This window comes from Pollutibacter soli (assembly GCA_029269725.1).
GTDB classification, from domain to species: domain Bacteria; phylum Bacteroidota; class Bacteroidia; order Chitinophagales; family Chitinophagaceae; genus Pollutibacter; species Pollutibacter soli.
Genome location: JARJHS010000001.1, coordinates 863,900 through 882,987, shown reverse-complemented (window position 1 = coordinate 882,987; position 19,088 = coordinate 863,900). Strand labels below are relative to the sequence as shown.

At 44.2% G+C, this 19,088-nt stretch carries 4 protein-coding genes; all 4 read right to left on the bottom strand.

Annotated features, from left to right (window positions below; translation table 11 throughout):
• Window positions 1–10: 10 nt before the first annotated feature.
• The 4 genes from P2W82_RS03630 to P2W82_RS03615 all read right to left on the bottom strand — a co-directional run bounded on the left by P2W82_RS03630 (window position 11) and on the right by P2W82_RS03615 (window position 18,603).
• Window positions 11–10,192: an Ig-like domain-containing protein gene (locus tag P2W82_RS03630; protein ID WP_336514476.1), complete on the bottom strand. Its 10,182-nt coding sequence runs from the start codon at window positions 10,190–10,192 to the stop codon at window positions 11–13.
• A gap of 836 nt (window positions 10,193–11,028) precedes the next feature.
• On the bottom strand, window positions 11,029–12,981 hold the full coding sequence (locus P2W82_RS03625; protein WP_336514475.1) for a sialate O-acetylesterase: 1,953 nt from the start codon (window positions 12,979–12,981) through the stop codon (window positions 11,029–11,031).
• A 375-nt stretch (window positions 12,982–13,356) separates the two neighbouring features.
• Window positions 13,357–15,441, bottom strand: coding sequence for a carbohydrate binding family 9 domain-containing protein (locus tag P2W82_RS03620; RefSeq protein WP_336514474.1), 2,085 nt, complete (start codon window positions 15,439–15,441; stop codon window positions 13,357–13,359).
• Window positions 15,442–15,954: 513 nt separating this feature from the next.
• Window positions 15,955–18,603 carry a TonB-dependent receptor domain-containing protein gene (locus P2W82_RS03615; RefSeq protein ID WP_336514473.1) on the bottom strand — a complete coding sequence of 883 codons (2,649 nt, stop codon included), beginning with the start codon at window positions 18,601–18,603 and terminating at the stop codon, window positions 15,955–15,957.
• Window positions 18,604–19,088: the final 485 nt, after the last annotated feature.

Genomic DNA, 19,088 nt, shown 5'->3' with positions numbered 1-19,088 from the left:
AGATATTGGATTATCGTATCAGGTTGATCGTTCCCTTCCTGGTGATTACAGCATTATTGTACATAACCGCTCTCACTGTATACACATACACTCCGGATGGTTGTGCTTTTCCTTTGAATGTGCCATCCCATCCTTTCTGATTATCTGTAGTGAACAGTAACAGTTCACCCCATGAATTATATACACGTATTTCAACTGCTTTCACCGAAGTGCCATATACCCTGAACACATCATTATGTCCATCCTGGTTTGGTGTAATCGCATTAGGAATAAAGAAGTCTTTCAGGTCATGGTTAATCTTGATCCAGATGGAGGCAGTATCTATACAACCTTCAACCGATTTCGCAACAACAGAGAAATACTTCGCACTGTCATTCATTACAAACGATTGTGTCGTTGCAGTCTGGTTCGGTAAAGACTGCTGAGGCAGCCATGCAATTACTGAATATGATTGATTTGATAATGTAGTCAGCAATACTGTTGAGCCGATCGGCACATTGGTATTATCAGCATTCAGCTGAATATCGAAACTCCTGATCTGCACTTTGGCCGATGCTTCACTTGTACAACCTTGCGGACTGGTTGCGATTGCAGTATATGTCGTTGTACCTGAAGGACTCACCGTGACGGGATTTCCTGAAGGCAGATTCTTCCATGTGATGGTGTTTCCTGGTGAGTTGGCCAGCAGTGTTGCTGTTCCGTTTTTACAAATGATCGTATCGTTGCTAACAGTAATCTTTGGCAGGTCATTGATAGCAACTTTCACTGCTTTAAGATCTGTCTGGCAGCCTGCCGCGAGATATCCCCTGATATAATAAGTACCACTTATTTTTACTGCAGCTGGTTTATCAAGTACTGTTGTTCCTCCTGCATCGCTGTAGTAACGGAAGCTCAAGCCGCTTGTGCTTCCGGTGGTGACTGTCGCTGCAGTCAGATCGACTGTATTCGGTGCACACACCGCAGCAGGGTTTACAACTACCAGGACGGGAATACCTTCAATCGTAACTTCTGTTGTAGCAGTGTTTGAACAGGTTCCATTGGAGAAACTATAGGTAACCGTGTATGTACCTGGTGTACTTCCGGAGATATTCAACGCTCCTGTAGATGCATTTATCTTCAATCCTGCCGGCGCGCTGTACACACCACCTGTTTGCCCTGTCTGTGTCACTGTTGCTGTAGTTGTATTGGCAATACAGAACGGACCTGCATAACTGATGGTAGCTTCAGGGAGACTATTGATATTTACTGTTACAGCCTCCAGCGAAGATTCACATCCATTCGCTGCAATTCCACGGATATAATATGTGCCGCTTACACTGACAGCATCAGGATTCGAAAGAACATTGGTTCCCGCAGCATTGCTGTAATATTTATAGGTTAATCCTGCAGCACTGCCCGTTGTGACTGCAGCTGCAGTGAGATCCACTGTTGCAGGTGAACAAACTGCTGCCGGGTTGGTGATTACCAGTGTTGGTTTATCCTGGATAGCGATGCTGGTTGTGGCAGTTCCTGCGCAGGTCCCATTGGTAATACTGTATGTTATTGTATAAGTGCCAGGTGAACTGCCAGCAATGTTGACTGCTCCGGTTGCTGAATTTATCAACAAACCTGCAGGACTTGCACTGTAAGTTCCACCGCCCTGGCCGGTTCGGCTAACGGTCACCGTTGTTGTGTTGCTTATGCAATAAGGCGAACCTGCGTAACTGATGGTAGCTGTCGGCGCTGCATTAATCGTCACTGCCACCGCCTGAACGTTGCTGAGACATCCGTTTGCTGCTTTACCTCGGATATAGTAAGTTCCGCTTGTGCTGATAGATGCCGGGTTAGTTAGTACAACTGTTCCTGCTGCGTCGCTATAATACTGGTAAGTCAAACCTGCCGTACTTCCTGTTGTAATTGCAGCCGATGTGATATCCACAGTTGCAGGTGCACAGACGGCAGCAGGATCTGTAATTACCAATGTTGGCAAATTCTGTATCGTCACGCTTGTAGTTGCTGTATTTCCACAGGTTCCATTGGAGAAATTATACGTAATGGTATAAGTTCCAGCAGAACTGTTTGCAATATTGAGTTCCCCGGTATTGGTATCGATCACCAGTCCTGCAGGACTTGCGCTATAAGTTCCGCCACTCTGACCGGTGCGGTTAACGCTCACCGTTGTTGTGTTGCTGGTACAATACGGTGAACCCGCATAACTGATAGTGGCTGTTGGTGCTGTATTGATTACAACAACAACAGGTTTAATAACAGAGCATCCTGTTGCTGATATTGCTTTAATGTAATAGGTTCCGCTCGTACCAATTGCATTTGGATTTGCAAGGGCAATAGTTCCTGATGCATTTGTATAGTATTGCAGTGTTAATCCAGCTGAACTTCCTGCTGTGATTGCAGCCGAAGTAATGTCTACCGTTACTGGTGTACATACAGGCACCGGATTAGTAATCACCAGTGTTGGTAAATCCTGAATGGTAATGCTGGTGACAGCAGTATTTGAACAGGTTCCATTGCTGAAACTATAGGTGATGGTATAAGTTCCAGGTGTGCTGTTCGCAATATTTAATTCACCAGTACTGGAATTAATTACCAAACCTGCAGGACTTGCACTGTAAGTTCCCCCTGACTGGCCAGTGCGTGTAACGTTCACCGTTGTTGTATTGCTTGTGCAATATGGCGAACCTGCATAACTGATGCTTGCAACAGGGGCTGCATTGATCACTACTGTAACCGGTTTAATATCGGCACATCCGGTTGATGATACAGCTTTAATATAGTATGTTCCGCTGGTACTGACAGATGTCGGGTTTGAAAGAGCTATCGTGCCAGCCGCATTGGTATAATACTGGAGTGTCAAACCAGCTGAACTTCCTGCTGTAATTGCAGCCCCAGTAATGTCGACCGTTGCAGGTGAACAAACAGGAGCGGGATTCGTGATGACCAATGTCGGTTTATCCTGGATAGTAATACTTGCTGTTGCTGTGTTTGCACAGGTTCCATTGCTGAAGCTATACGTGATGGTATAGTTACCGGGTGTACTGCCAGCAATGTTAAGCGCACCTGTTGTTGTATTGATCACTAAACCTGCAGGGCTGGCGCTGTAAGTACCGCCACCTTGTCCGGTACGTGTAACGTTCACCGTTATTGCATTGCTTATGCAGTAAGGAGAGCCATCATAGCCGATATTGGCTATCGGTGCAGCATTAATGGTTACAACGACTGGTTTAATATCTGAACAACCTGATGCTGAAATAGCCAGGATATAGTATGTTCCGCTGACACTGATGGCAGTTGGATTTGCAAGGGCTATGGTACCGGCAATATTGGTAAAATACTGCAATGTCAGTCCAGCTGAACTACCTGCGGTAATCGCAGCCGCGGTTATATCAACTGTTGCAGGTGCGCAAACCGGGGCAGGATTAGTAATGACCAATGTTGGTTTATCCTCGATGGTTATACTTGTGGTGGCTGTTCCCGGGCAGGTACCGTTAGTAAAGCTATATGTGATAATATAATTACCTGGAGTACTTCCAGCGATATTGACTGCGCCTGTTGTTGAGTTGATCAACAACCCTGCAGGACTCGCACTATAAGTACCACCGCCCTGGCCGGTTCGGGTAACGCTCACCGTTGTTGAACTGTTTATACAGAATGGTGAACCAGGGTAGCTGATGTTGGCAACAGGAGGAGTATTGATTGTTACAACGACTGCCTTTATATTGCTGAAACATCCGTTTGCAGCGCGGCCACGGATATAATATGTTCCGCTGGTGCTGATCGATGTTGGATTGGTCAGAACGATTGTGCCAGCAGGATCTCTGTAATACTGATAAGTCAATCCTGCTCCACTTCCTGCAGTGATCGACGGAACGGTAATGTCAACTGTTGCTGGCGCACAGACGGGTGCGGGATTAGTTACCACCAGTGTTGGTACATCCTGTATGGTGATACTGGTTGATGCTGAACTTACACAGGTTCCGTTGGTAAAGTTGTACGTGATGGTATAGGTTCCAGGTGTACTGTTAGCAATATTGAGTTCACCGGTATTGGTGTTAATTATCAGACCGGCAGGACTTGCAGTGAAAGTTCCACCACTCTGGCCCGTTCGGTTAACGCTCACCATTGCTGTATTACTTGTACAATATGGTGAACCGGAATAGCTGATAGTTGCCGTTGGTAAAGTATTTATCGTTACCATGACAGGTTTAATAGTAACACATCCTGTCGCTCCCGTCGCTTTGATATAATATGTTCCGGCAACATTGACTGATGTTGGGTTGGTTAGTACAATCGTACCTGCTGCATCCCTGTAATACTGCAATATCAATCCTGACGCGCTGCCGGCGGTAACCTGTGGCAGGGTAATATCTACACTTGCCGGCGGACACACCGGTGCCGGATTATTCACGACCAGCAATGGCGGAGCCAGGATGGTAATGCTGGTTGTTGCGGTATTTGAGCAGATGCCGTTTGTGAAGCTGTAGGTAATTGTATAAGTTCCGGGCGTACTTGCTCCGGGATTAATTGCGCCGGTAGTTGAATTGATCACCAGGCCCGAAGGACTTGCACTGAAAGTTCCACCGCCCTGACCGGTTCTTGAAACGTTTACAGTTGAAGCAGGACTGGTGCAATATGGCGAACCAGCATAACTGATGGTGGCAGTTGGTAAGGAGTTGATCGTAATGGTTGTTGATGCTGTTGAACTACATGTACCATTTGAAAAACTATAAGTTACAACATAAGTACCCGGAGTACTGCTCACGAGGTTCACTTCTCCGGTTGTTGGGTGAACAACCAGGCCAGATGGACTCGCACTGTATGTTCCCCCGGTCTGACCTGTTTGTGTAACACTCAATGTTGTTGCAATATTTGAGCAGTACGGCGTACCAGGGTAACTGATTGTTGCGACTGGTAATGCGTTGATAGTCACCACAACAGCCTGCAGATCCGTATAACATCCATTGGCAGCTCTTCCCCGGATATAATAGGTTCCGCTGGTACTGACAGATGTGGGATTTACAACCGGAATTGTTCCTGCCGCATCGCTGAAGTATTGGTAAGTGAGTCCTGAAGCACTTCCTGAAGTTATCTGAGGACGGGTAATATCAACAGTCGCCGGCGAACAAACCGGTGGCGGATTGGTGACTACTAAAACCGGTACGTTTTGGATCGTAACACTGGCCGTCGCGGTGCCATTGCATATGCCGTCAGAAAAACTATAAGTAATTGTATAGGTACCTGGAACGCTGCCTGCAGTATTGATTTCACCCGTAACTGAATTGATCACTAACCCTGCCGGACTTACCGTGTAAACCCCTCCGGCCTGGCCGGTTTGCGTTACGCTTATCGTCCTTGTCGGATTTATGCAGTAGGGAGATCCCGCATAGCTGATGCTGGCAGTTGGAAGAGTCCTTATCGTAATCGTTGCAGTTGTGGTACCGGTACATGTCCCGTTGGTAAAACTATATGTAACAACATAAGTTCCCGGGGTGCTGCTGGCCAGATTAATCTGACCTGTTGTTGAGTTGATATTCAATCCTGCCGGAGTTGCACTATAGATACCGCCTGCTAGTCCTGTACGCGTAACATTAATCGTCGCACCGCTATTGATACAATACGGTGTTCCGGGATAATTGATGGTGGCGAAAGGAGCAGGGTTAATAAGTACCGTAACAGGTTTAATATCAGTGCAACCAGCAGAAGATGTGCCTTTGATATAATATGTTCCGCTTACAGAGATTGAAGTCGGGTTCAGCAATGCCACAGTACCTGCAGCATCTGTGAAATAAGTATAAGTTAAACCAGGAGTACTGCCGGCAGTCACCTGGGGTTGGGTGATGTCAACCGTAGCGGGTGAACAAACAGGCGAAGGTGAGGTGATCACCAATACAGGTTTGTTGAAAGTATATGCCGGATCCTTGCTGTAAAGGATCGTTGTAGTCTGATTGGTTGAAAGGATCAATACCGTTACAGGACATGGTGTTCCGGTTGATGAACATGTACCGCCGTATTTTATAATCGCGTTTTCAACGATGGCAATACTGTTACCAGCTGATAGGGTAGGAACGTTTGCCGCAGGTACAGTAAGCGTTACAGTGAACACAACGGAATCACCGATAGCGAGTCCAGCGCCAGTTACAAATTCATAAGCCCCATCGGAGTTAATGCCAGAGTAAGAACTTCCGGAAGGGTTATGCAGATAATTGGCCGAACCAGTATTCATTTGCCATGGACCGGGAAGATCAATCGTAAATCCATCTGCGCTGGTAGTTGCAAATGCTCCAAGGTTGACAATTTTAAATCTGTAAGTGCTTGTCAATTCGCCGGTTGCACAATTTAAAAGAGCTGTATTAGCGCTTGAATTGATAGTGTACCGATTTGTTGAGGTGGGAATACCGGTAATATTTACCATCTGTGCCTGCTGGATTGGAGATCCGATAGCAAGGCCGCAAAATGATTGTCCGGTTGAATTGAAACGGAAACTACCACCACTTGCAAAATCACAGGAAGTTGTCAGGCCAAATTTCACCCGGAAGCTTTCATTATCAAATAATTCAGCTATTTCATCTGAAGGAATTGTGAAGGTAACAGTGGCTCCATTGACGCTCACCGAGGCATCGGGAATGCTTATAAATGCGCCGGAACCCGCAGGGTATTGAAGCTGAAAACTACCCGGAACATATGATGAACCTGTACCTCCGGGCAGAAATGTCTGTACTGCCAATGACTTAACAGCACCCATTCCGGTATTTACCGTTTCCAGTTCATAAGTAAGTACATCACAGAAATCATGCGTTGGTAGGCTTGAAGGTCCGGACACCAGCGTTGTTTGTAAACTTGGTTGAAGCCCGGTCACATTTAATGATAATTCTTTTTTATATACCGCAGAAGCTGCCGAAGTGGGGTATCCGGTATTAGCGCAATCATACCCGTAGTAAAGTTTCAGACTCTCTTTAGCACAACTGTTGTAAGTGGCATTGATCCGGTAATAAACACTTGTTTGCCCGAAAGTGCCCAGCTGGTAAATCCCGTTTCCATTTGCCGTAACCGTATTCAACACAGTTCCGCCAGCACCAGATAAGCGTTCTACCCGGGTGATTGTTATATTCCCACCGGATGCTTTAGCCATCCAGACGCGTAATGCCTGGGCATCGGAAGCATTTGCGATCTGTACCTCCCAGTTTACCTGGTTGTCAATGGATACTGGCTGAGTGTTGGCTGATGTTCCGGATATTGATGGAAGAGAGTTATAAATGCTATCTGTCTGATCCACAGTGAAGTCAGGAAGTGAAGAGCCACCGGTCGCCGTCTGACGAAGCGTGAAGCGTGGCACTAATGTGCTGATTGCCTGACAATTAGGACGAATTATAACAGATCCAGTCAATTTACTGCCCTGGTCGCCCCTGATGAAAGTTCCGTTCTGGAAAAGGGAGGCGATATCAAATACCAGTAATCCACCTGACGTGCTGGAAGGTAAAATAGTTACTGTTTTACTGGCAGTTTTGTTGATTCCTGTTGTATATGTATATGTTAATGAAGCACTTACAAAATCATAGCCGGCTGGAAGAGTATATGTCATCCGCTCATAAATACTCAGTGGTCTGTATTCAAAGGCAAATGGTTTGTTTCCTGCATCATTTTGTGCGGGGGAAAGTTGAAGAAGATTATCGATTACAGTGGTGATGGTGCCGCCACCGATCGAAGAAGAAATCCCTGTGGTGGATTGGGTGAAACCTACCAGGTTAATTACACCAGATGGTTTATTTCCACAATGGTATTGACTGGCCGGGGCCGGATCGGCCAAATCGCTTACATACAGGCCGTTATTGAATTTTACCGAATTCAACACCGAGCCGGCATTGCCTGAAATTTTATAGTAGATAGAGATTACAACAGAATCATTATCAACAAATTTTGTATATCCGGCAGGGAGTGGTTTGCTGGCCTGTAAAGCCGGTATACTGAAATCAACCTTTCTGACTGCGGAACTGATGTTACCGACAGATAGGTTGTTGCTGGTGTAAAATGGCACATTGCTTCCCGAACTGAATAACTCAACCCGGGCATATAAATTTGTAAAGAAGTTATCCTGGCTCGTAATGGAGTCGATGGCATATCCATGAGTAAATCCGCCAACAGGTGAGGAGGCACCCATCTGAATCCTTCCACCAAAAGCTGCAACTATTGTATCACCCTGCATTGCCAGATCTGAACGGACTTTGGACATATCTACAGAACCTGATGGATCCGGAGCGCCATTATTATTATTGTCGGGGAGTCCGAAATTCCTGCGATTTAGCGTGAATGAGCTGAATCTGATTCCACCATTTGGTCCGCAAATAGGGGCCGGGCAATTGGTATTCAGAGGATCATGACGTGAAAAGATAAGTTCCTCCTGGGCGCAGGAAGACAAATTTTTGAGATATGCATTTAAAACCAGGGGCGTACCAGAAGAAGCAACTGCGCAGTTCAGACTGATTTGTCCAACATTCAGAAAGCTGTTTTCAAGATCTCCAAATGAAAAACCGGAACTGAAAGTATAGGTGGCCCGGATGGTTCGTGTGCCGGGGTTATAATTGAACAGGGATGGACTGGCAAGCGTCGCACCAGACCCCTTGTTTAAATTAAAATTTGAAATATTTCCTGTAAACAAAACATTTTCAGGTAATTGAAACTCAAAGCGGATAGAAGACGCTGTCGCACCGGTTTGTTGATAAAGGTCAGATTCTGCAAAAGGAATATGATAGCTTAAAGTATAATTGGTTGCTGCTTCAAGCTTTGTCGGGAATATAGGCAGTGCCGTCAACTTTGTTTCCTGTGGCAGTCTTACAAAGGACGATACAGTGCTTGTGCGCGTGTCGCATCGTCCTCTGAAGCTATAACTCAATACAGATCCTGCCGTATACATCACATCGTTAACGGCTGAATTTACCATCGGTGCCTTTTCATTATACCGTACATAGAAGGTATCGCCTGGATTGAGTTGGGTAACTCCAAATCGAATGTTTGAATTCATCCCGCTCAGAGAAGCAGCAGGAGTTGTAAAAGTTTGAGATTGGCTTAAAGCCAGGTTACTCCAGGTTCCATTAACTCCCAATTTGAACTGAAAACCCTGGAAACCAGACTGGCTGCTTTGAATATCGTTAGCCGCATTAAAAGTCTGCAATGCAGGCGAGCTGGTTTGTGTTGTCGAAAATAAGTTTACCACAAGGTCGCGCATGGGGGCACTTCCGGTATTCACAAACCTGATGGTCTGTGGGTATACTACACCACGGCAACTTAAATCCTGTTGTTCCGGAACAATCTTCAGTTCGGGTAAATATGAAAAATTCAGCGTTGCCCCCGCTGTTGAATTACTCGAAATATTGCCGGTCGAACAGACCATATTGTCACACCCGAACCATGCACCAAGCCTTGATTCCAAAAGACAGTCATTGACGAGCGAAACGTTTTCTATGAGTGAAATGCTTTGATCCTTAGCCAGTTCTGCACCAGTAAGGGTGAAAATCGAGACCGTGTCTGTTCCTATAACTGTTTTGCTGGTTAGGAAATTCCAGCCGCCACTAACTGAAATGCCTTTTACAAACAACCCGTTTCCACTGGTGTCAGCGAGCGTAATATTGGATACTGTTCCGAGTCCCTTATTGGTAATGGTGATCGTACGTGTGTACATATCGCCAACCGCACCGATATAACTTTTGTTGGTGACGTTGCTAATGCTGAGTGCAGCACTTTTTATATTGAAACTGTTGGTAGTCGAGTTACTCTGAGGGCTACATGCTGAATTCAGCGTGTATACAGCCTGGTTATTAGCTGTTGAGGGATTGGCCAGCGCATCACAACTTGCATAAGCACGATAGCTGATAATGGTGAAACCCGGTGTTTTTGGGATATTGGTGACAGTAAAGTTTGCTGTATTCCCGGACACCGCAGATTCGCTCACAGTTCCTGTTCCCCCGGAAATAGCAGCAGATCCGGCAACATAAACAAATCCTGCCGGTAACTGAACGCTGATCGTTCCAGACGGGCAGGCATTGAGTCCGCCAACTACTTTCACACTAAAAGTTGCTGAGCCGTTGCAAACATTGATAGGAGTTGCAGGAGCACCGAAACCAGGCTCTAAAGCCTGGGCTGCTAGTTTTGATGCACATAAAAGCATCACGGCTCCCATTAATATGGTAGTCACAATCTTCCTCATCTAAACAGTATGGATTTAAACAATACCTTTTTTGAAAAAAGCTATTGCCCACAGGCCAGAGTTAAACCTGTGCAGTGTTGAAAAAAAATCTCTAGATGATCGTTAACGCCGATGAAGAACAGACTGGTGACTTAAATCTAAACCTGTAGTCTTTTTCATGGAGAAAACTGCAGTAACATGATACAGCAGCGGCAGGTAAATTTTTTTCATTTTTTCAAAAGATTTGGATTCGGGATTTGATTTGCTTTCCAATCTAAACATCACGTGGATGATTGGGTTGGAAACAATTAGAAAATTTACTTCTATTGTAAAAAACAACTTTAGGTAGTAAATTATTGCAGAATATCATTTTTTTTATAAAAAAATACCATTAGCAAAAATAAATTCACACAAAAATCCCCGACTAACACCCAGCCGTACCTGAAATTGTTGATTAATGTCAAACTTAGTTGCTCTTGCTTCCCTGGGCGAGCTGATTAAGTGAGGGCTGGCGGTGTTTTCGTTCATCGTTGTTCGTTGTAAAGTTGTGATTTGCTGAAATGTTGAATAAAAGGATCCGAAGTATGAATCTGATTGAACGCCAACCAGATGCAACGGATTTCGCGCTTTGACATTTGCATTCATACAGACATTGCATCAAAATCCTTTAGTTTAAATTGATGAGACACAGGCGGAGAAACTTTTCCAAACATCACTTCTATAAATGCAATCAATATTAAGATAAGAGGCAAATAAATTGATTCCATTACCGAATTCTGTAACCGAAAATAAAAACGACTTTGCAAAGAATATGCTCTGCAAAGTCGCGACTATCGTTTGAGGCTCAACGCTGAATTCTAAAAATTGAAACTTTTTCCGGCTGTTTTTCCTGGCCAGGTGTCTGATCTGAAAGGAGCAACAGGCAAACCCGATTTATCAAAAAGATTCAGATCAGAAGGGTCATCTGCCCAACCATAACGCACAGCAACAGGACTGTTGACGTTATCACTCATGACGATGATATCACCATTTTCAATCCATGCACGTGCATAATGCCATTGTTTATCAGCACCTGCAAGTTCAAAACCATTGATGTAGCCATACTTGTTATCAACCTTCCAACCACCATTGACGTTTTTGAAATGAAGTTTTGCCTGTGTTCCGTTTAAATCGACTTTATCTATTTCCGGCGACGCATACGCAACTGTCTTATTGTAGGTTTTGGCCAATGCAATCGCAGCAAGTCGCTTGCCTACGTCCTGTTTATTACGCGGATGGATATCTTTTGATTCACCAATATCAATAATTACGGCCATACCGGTATTGGGTAAACGCAATGTATAAGTCTGTGCTTCACGAAGTTCTGCCCATTCGCTGCCGCCATTGCTGCTGGTGCCACCACCCGCCTGGTAGTTGGCAAGCTGAACAAAGTAAAATGGAAACGCATAACCCCACTGTTTACGCCAGTCTTCGATCATCAATGGAAAACTTGTTCTGTACTGTTCCGCGCGACCAGCGTTTGATTCCCCCTGGTACCAGATGGCTCCTTTTATTTTTGCATGTAAGAGCGGATAAATCATTGCATTATATAAAAGGGTAGGGTAAGCGTTGGGATCAACTCCAGCAGTAGCATTATACATTTTTTCAATCCGGTACCTCCAATCGCCTGCAAGTGAAAGTGTTGTTACTCCAAAATCAACATAAAAATCACCTGGCTCACCATACATTCCACCACCACCGCCGGTATCACTTATTTTTACAACAATCACGTTTCCAGTGCCTTTGATAACGCCTGGCGGCACTTTATATTCTCTCGGTTCGATATAAGAGCTTGTTGCACCGACAAATACGCCATTAACGAAGGTGCTGTCCGTATCATCGATTTTTCCCAGCCTGATTTTTACATTGGAAAGATTAATATCAGCCGGAACATTGAAAGTTTTTCTGAACCAGATCTCTCCATCGAATTCACCAAGCCCGTTACCGTTCCAAAGACCGGGAGCTTGCATTACTGCCCAGGAATTATCATTGTAATCCATCATTTTATATTCATTCACTTCTCCGCGTGTGGGGAGTGTGCCTTGAACGCGGGCCAGTAATTCTTCAGCTTTCTTTTTTCTTTCAGCAATCAATCCATCGAAACTGGTTGGTAATTTAGATTTCATAGATGCAAATTCCGGCGTTGAAAAAAATGAAGAACCGCTGGTCCACGTTTCGACATGTGTTCCCCCCCACGATGAATTCAATAAACCAATGGCTACATGTTCAGAGGCTAACAGATCTCTTGCAAAAAAATAACCGACTGCAGTAAAATTTCCAACCGTTGATGGACTACAAACCTGCCACTCACCTCCGGTTACATCATTTTCGGGTGTGAGACTCACAGTATTGCGCACCTTGAAATGCCTGATCATCGGGTAATTTGCCGCGGCAATCTCTTCCTTCGCATTTTTGGATGCACTTACCGGCCATTCCATATTTGACTGCCCGGAACAAAGCCATACATCTCCCAACATAACATCACTATACTGCACGGTTGTTTTTCCTTTAACCTCAAGGGTGTACGGTCCACCCGCTTCCATTGCCGGCAATGTCAGTAACCAGTTTCCTTCTTTATCAGCTTTCCCGCCTGAGGTTTTACCATTCAGAGTGACAGTCAGCTTCTCATTCTTTGACGCTGTACCCCAAACGTTTATCGGCTTCTGCCGCTGGATGACCATATGATCACTGAATAACTTTGCAGGTTTAGGTTGCGAAAAAGAAGTAATAGCAATAAATAAGGCGAATATCCAGGACATGCATTTTTTCATATGTCAAATTTGGGCATTGAATGTATTGATTTCTGATTGAAGTTGAGATTTGAAAATGGTGATATGCACTTATACCGGGATTGCGGCTCAGGTACTTATTTAACAGCTTGTGAACTGAACTTGCGTTGCTTTTCGAAACCTTCTGCTTTCAACTTGGTGACTGTCAAAACAAAACTTCTATATACTGTTACTCCTACTATATAACTACCTTTTGCCGGGAAGTCTCCAAGACTCGAAGGTTGCTCAAAGATTTGCTTCGAGCTGCCTTACAGTCTTTGAGTCTTAGAGGCTATCGGCAGGATGATCTATGTTATTTTTTAAGAAACATTGGCGTCGCGCTAATAGTGAGACTGCCTCCGTTCTCCTGCCTTGTGCCTATAGATTCCACCAATAATTAAGCTTCAGCACAATTGCCCTGTTACGAACACTGAACGGTGTTTGAAAATAATTATCAGTATAAACAATGAACAAATCCGACGCGGGCCTGTAGCGCCATTGAAACCTGGTGTTGATGTTGACGTTCCGTTGTTGGTTATTGTACTGAACAAAAGTGGTGAAGAACAATGTGTTAGTAAACGTGATATCCAGCCTTGGGCCGATTAGCCAGAACTGCGTTTTATTCCACGGAGCCGGCATCCTTATATCATTATATGATGCACTCACAATAAAACTGACGTAAGGTTGAAACCGGTAACCGATATCTGCCGTCAGGTTCAATCTTGTTCCGTCATTAAAATAACCACCATATCGACCTGTGAATGTATATGTAAATAACGCTTGTGGTTTGGAATAGAACTCGAGACCAAAAGCCTGCCATTGGTGAACGGTTCCGCGCGCCAGTGTATCTTTTCCGGAATTGGTCGGATCGAATGGAGCGAGTAATTTGATATCATCATATGAAACCCAGGCATTGAACATCGCCTGGTTCCTGAAAGTCACCGGGTAATTCAGGATCAAACCCAGGTCAGTTTTCTTCCATGCCTGGTCAAAGAATTCCAGGTAAGTCAGCTTGGGTCCATGACTTACAACAGAGCCCTTGGTGAAAAACAATCTTCCAGCAGTGGGATTTATTTTGATGTATCCCCGCCTGGGTACATAACCCACTTCAGCCGTATAATTCTTTCCAACATATTCGTGAGCCCAGCTGATCGTCCATCGCTTGTCACCATATTGCAAATTCGCTGCGTGTACCCAATCGTCACTATTCACTCCCGGAGAAAAGGACTTGACAATGATGGCCTTACCTGTCCATAAATTATTAGCGGATGCCAGGTTATATTCTAGCCCGATGTTTCTGTTATAGGCTGCCGGACTTGCTTTTGAAGTATCCACAGGCAATCTTCCAACAAAATTCTCTTTGTTGATCATGAGCACGCCAAAATTCGAACGGGCGAAAACTTTGCGTTGTAATGCAACTACTGTGAAATTCTGTGCCGGAAGGCGAATGGAATCCACTTTGCCCGTTTGCATATTCATTATACCCAGCCTCCAGTTCTTGTCAAGTTTACCACTCAACCGAGCTCCAAAAAGTATCGGGGCATTCAATCCTATTCTACGTGAAAAGAATGGCCGGATGGTCGCATATCCGAAATTGGAAAACTGATCTCCGTTTTCAAGGAAAAACTGTCGCCGCTCGGGAAAGAATAATTCAAAACGGTCAAGATTGGTAACCTGCCTGTCCACTTCCACCTGGGAGAAATCCGGATTGACTGTCAGGTCCAGGTTCAGAGATGAAGTGATACCGATTTTTGCATCGACACCAGCCTGAGATTTGTACCTGGCATCGGCATTGTGTTCATAATCCTTTACAACACTGCCGAGCACATAGGGAATCACAGAGATATTGGTACCTGCATGTGGCGGCTCTTCATCCCATTGAAGTATACCGGTGTAGGCGAGCGACGCGCTCGGGAATTGCCTGGGCACCGGAGCCCATCCTGATTTCTCAGCAACGGTAATATCCAACCTGCTGAAATTAACACCCCATCGTTTAATTCCTTTTTTATAACGGATGGTCTTAAAAGGAATCGCCATTTCAAAAATCCAGCGATCCGGATAATTCTTTACATCGGACACCCACTTATTGTCCCAGTTCAGATCTACCTTTCCGCCATCATACATCGTTCCATCCCACTGCGCTCCGGCGGCATTGGCTCCAAACGAAAAACCATTGGTCTGATCATCAAACGGATCGATGAAAACGAGGAAATTATCGTTCTTACTAAAATTGAAATCCCGTCGCAGCGATTCAACGCGATATGGAAAATTATTTTTCTTGTAACAAACCGCGAGCAGATAAATGTTGTGATCATCGTAACACATGCGAACATCAGTGGATACTTTAGCAAAGCTGGTATCCATTGGCGTGATCATAAAAAAATCAGTAGCGAGATCAGCAAAATCCCATTCGAGTGAGTCAGCAACACCATCAATTTTTATTGGCCCTGGAGCCTTTCGCATGTGTATTACGAATTGCTCATTCTTTTTTTGGGCTACCAGGGTACAGACCATAAAAAAAAGCAATACCACTAATCCGGATTTCTTCAGCAAGTTTCGGTGAGTTGAAAAACAAATGTAAAAAAGAATCGGCCTCGTGCAAAAATGAAAACCATGACTCGGTCCCTTTTACCTCGCCATGGTTCATCTTCTGTGTTGTCGTATGTAGAAGTCGTTTATAAAAATTTATTTCTGCACATCCACCCTGAAAAAAAGCACGACAGGTAGCGCGTTATGCACTACCTGTCGTTAGATGCTGATTGTACCTTTATCCTTTTACCGTTCTAAACAAAATTTCCAATCTTTCTTTTATTGACGCTTTTGTGGCGAGCTGAAATCTGTTGTTTGTTATCCTGTTCTGATACTTTGTTCGTTTGCTGCTTATTTCCGTTCTCTATTTTTTTAACGCTCTGGCAACGCTTGCGTTGTCTATACAACATCATCATATTTCAATTCGTTGTCCGCCATTCTTCTTTTTTATTGCATTCCCTCCATCGCATTCGTCTGGTTCTTGTTGCTCTGCCTTTTGAAAATTGACATATCCATTTTACCAAAACGGTACATCAATGATAGTCTTACCATCTGAGGGTTGTTAAGTCTTGCATAGTTCTGTGTGAAATAAGGACTATAGCTATACTGACTTACTGTTCTTGTTCTGAAAATATCAGATACTGTCAGTGTTGCACTCAATGCATTTCCTTTGAAGAAAGATTTTTTCACTGCAATATCAGCACCCCAGTAAGGGCGGATATAACCCTGTGAAGCTGATTGCGCCACACCCATACCGGGAGGGCCCATCTGACCACCACCGCTGTTTACCGGCAGCACAGATTTTGATTGATAATCAGCAGTGACCTGTACTGAAAATTCCTTCTTCATTTTAAAAGTAGTGTTCACTTTCGCAAACCAGCTCCACATGGCATCCTGGCTGGCTTCGTTTACATTCTCAGAATTGATCTTTGAATTATACAGGTTGATATTGGTAGTCAGATCCCACCATTTTTTGATCGGGTTTACTGATGTGAACTCAGCGCCTGTCATATAACTTGAGTTCGCATTGATAAAAGTTGATACGATATCTTCCTTACCAGTTACCGGATTGATCATTGTTGTCAGGTAACGTGTGATCAGATCAGTTGTGTGTTTGTAATAAACTGAAGTCATGATCGTGTGATTACCCTTCATTTTTTTGCTGTAAGAAGCTTCGATGGAAGATGTAAACTCAGGTTTCAGATTGGGGTTACCGACGGAGATATTCAAACTGTCAGTATAATCGACATAAGGAATCAGCTGAAAGAAATTCGGACGATTAACCCTGCGTGTTACACTCATCTGTAATTCCTGGCTCTTCTCGAGTTTGTAAGTAAGGAATAATGATGGGAATAAGCTTATAGGATAATTGTTTTTGAATTCTTCACCAGTATTATGCAAGGTTCCTTTATAAGACGAACTTTCTGCGCGTAAACCTACCTGGTATCCGAGCTTTTTGAAATTACTGGTGAAACTCAGGTAACCTGCATATACGTTATCGTTATTGGAATAATTGTTAGTTGCAGAGGGTACTTCAACATAATCCGGAGCTCCAATGGGTTTGATCAGCGTTTCGTTATTACTCTTTGTAGTTCTCAGCTGTGCCCGCAAACCTGCTTCCAGTTTTGTTGTTCCTTTAAAAGGATGTACATAATCCGTCTGGAAAGTGAAGTTGGTGTTCTTACCATCGCTCAACACTTTCTGATATGATGTACCGTCGACACCGCCGGTTTTGTCATAATAGTTGGTGGTGTACAAACTGTTGCCTTCATTTTTCCCACCGAAAAAGTTGAAATCAGCTGTGAGTTCCTGGCCTTCTTTAGGAAACAACTGTTTGAAACTTCCCTGAACACCATTGGCATTAAACTCACGACTTCCGGAAGTTATGCGCTGACTATTGCTGCTGATGGTTCCGGAAGGATAGAGGCTATCTGTCTGCATATCAATCACATCATTTGGATTGAATTTGCCATGTACTTTTATTCCTGACAGAGAGAATGTTGTTCTGTTCGTCACGAAATAATCGATACCCAGACGTCCAAATAAAAAGCCACCTTTTGTTTTGCTCAGGTTATCCTGGTTAACTGTGGTCAATGGATCTCCTGTCAGATTATTTCTTTCCACTTCGCCAGTATTGCGGTTGCGCATCTGGTTACCCATTGCAGTAGCTGAGATATTAATCTTATTCTGACGAACATTGAAATTACCGCCACCATTCATACCACCGAGTCTGTCCACACCTGCCATCACCATACCGTTATAACCAGATTTTTTGTTTTTCTTCAACACAATATTTAATATACCCGCATTACCACCGGATGCATCATATTTTGCAGAAGGGTTGGTGATTACTTCTACAGTTTCGATTGCATCCGCAGGTATCTGATCGAGCTGAAGTGTTGAAGGGCGACCGTCAACAAAAATCTGTGGTGCTGCATTACGAAGTTTTACATTGCCGTCGATATCCACCTGCACAGTAGGTACATTTTTCATAACGTCAAGTGCTGTACCACCTGTTGTAACGAGGTTCTTTTCAACATTGAATACTTTTTTATCAATCTCCATTTTCACCAATGGTTTCGTTGCAGTAATTACGATTCCCTGGAGTTGTTTTACATCCTGCTTAAGTTGAATATTACCGAGATCTTTATCAAACGCATTCAACATTCCGGAAGGCATTCCACCACCAGCGTTTCCGCTTGCTCCGGGCGTACTACCGCCAGGCGCACCGCCACCCATTTTCATCTGGAAAACGACATCCTTGTCAACAGGTTGAAATCCTGTAGCTGAAATTTTCAATTTCAGTTTCCCCATAATCGGCAGGTCGCTAAAACTGAACTCTCCATTACCACGGGTAGTGAGTCCTTTTATCAGTACTTCCTTTGTTTTCTTTGAAACTGAATCATATTGGTTTCCCATAAGCATCACCGATGCTTCGCCAATGGCCTTTCCGCTGCTGTCCACGATCTTTCCATACACGTGCCCGATTTTCGGAGGAGCTGCTGCACCTTTAGCGGCACCGCCTCCCATGGGGAATTGTGCGCTAGCAGTTAATCCGGTGATGGCTGCGATCAGTAAGAAGATTATTTTTTTCATTTCGGTTGATTTAACGATACAAAAGTATTTCGGATGCAACCCCATTTTTTTCAATTGAGACCAGAGGTGAAAATGTTGCGACGAAGCAGGCAGGAGGCTAAAGGAAGAAGACAACGAGAAGAGCCGGCTCTTGATTATGGAGTGTATTGCCGAGGCGAAAGGCAGCAAATATTAAGCAGTATTATCTTTTTCCTGTATGCCGGATCCTCTATTCCTGCTAAGGCAACAGATAGCAGACCTCCGCAATCATTCATTCAAAATATCAAGTGGTATTTCAGGTAGACTGAAATTACTGAGACACCGAAATTAATGCAGTTGATTTGACATTATCTGTTGCCTGCTACCGTATAACTCAAAAATTGGCGGTTAACAATCAACGGTTTAAATTTTCAAGTTGTGTTGAACAAAAATATTGGCGTCGCGCTGATAGAGAGACTGACTGTTACCTTCTTTGAATTTTTTTATCGCAACCCTGAAATTCATCT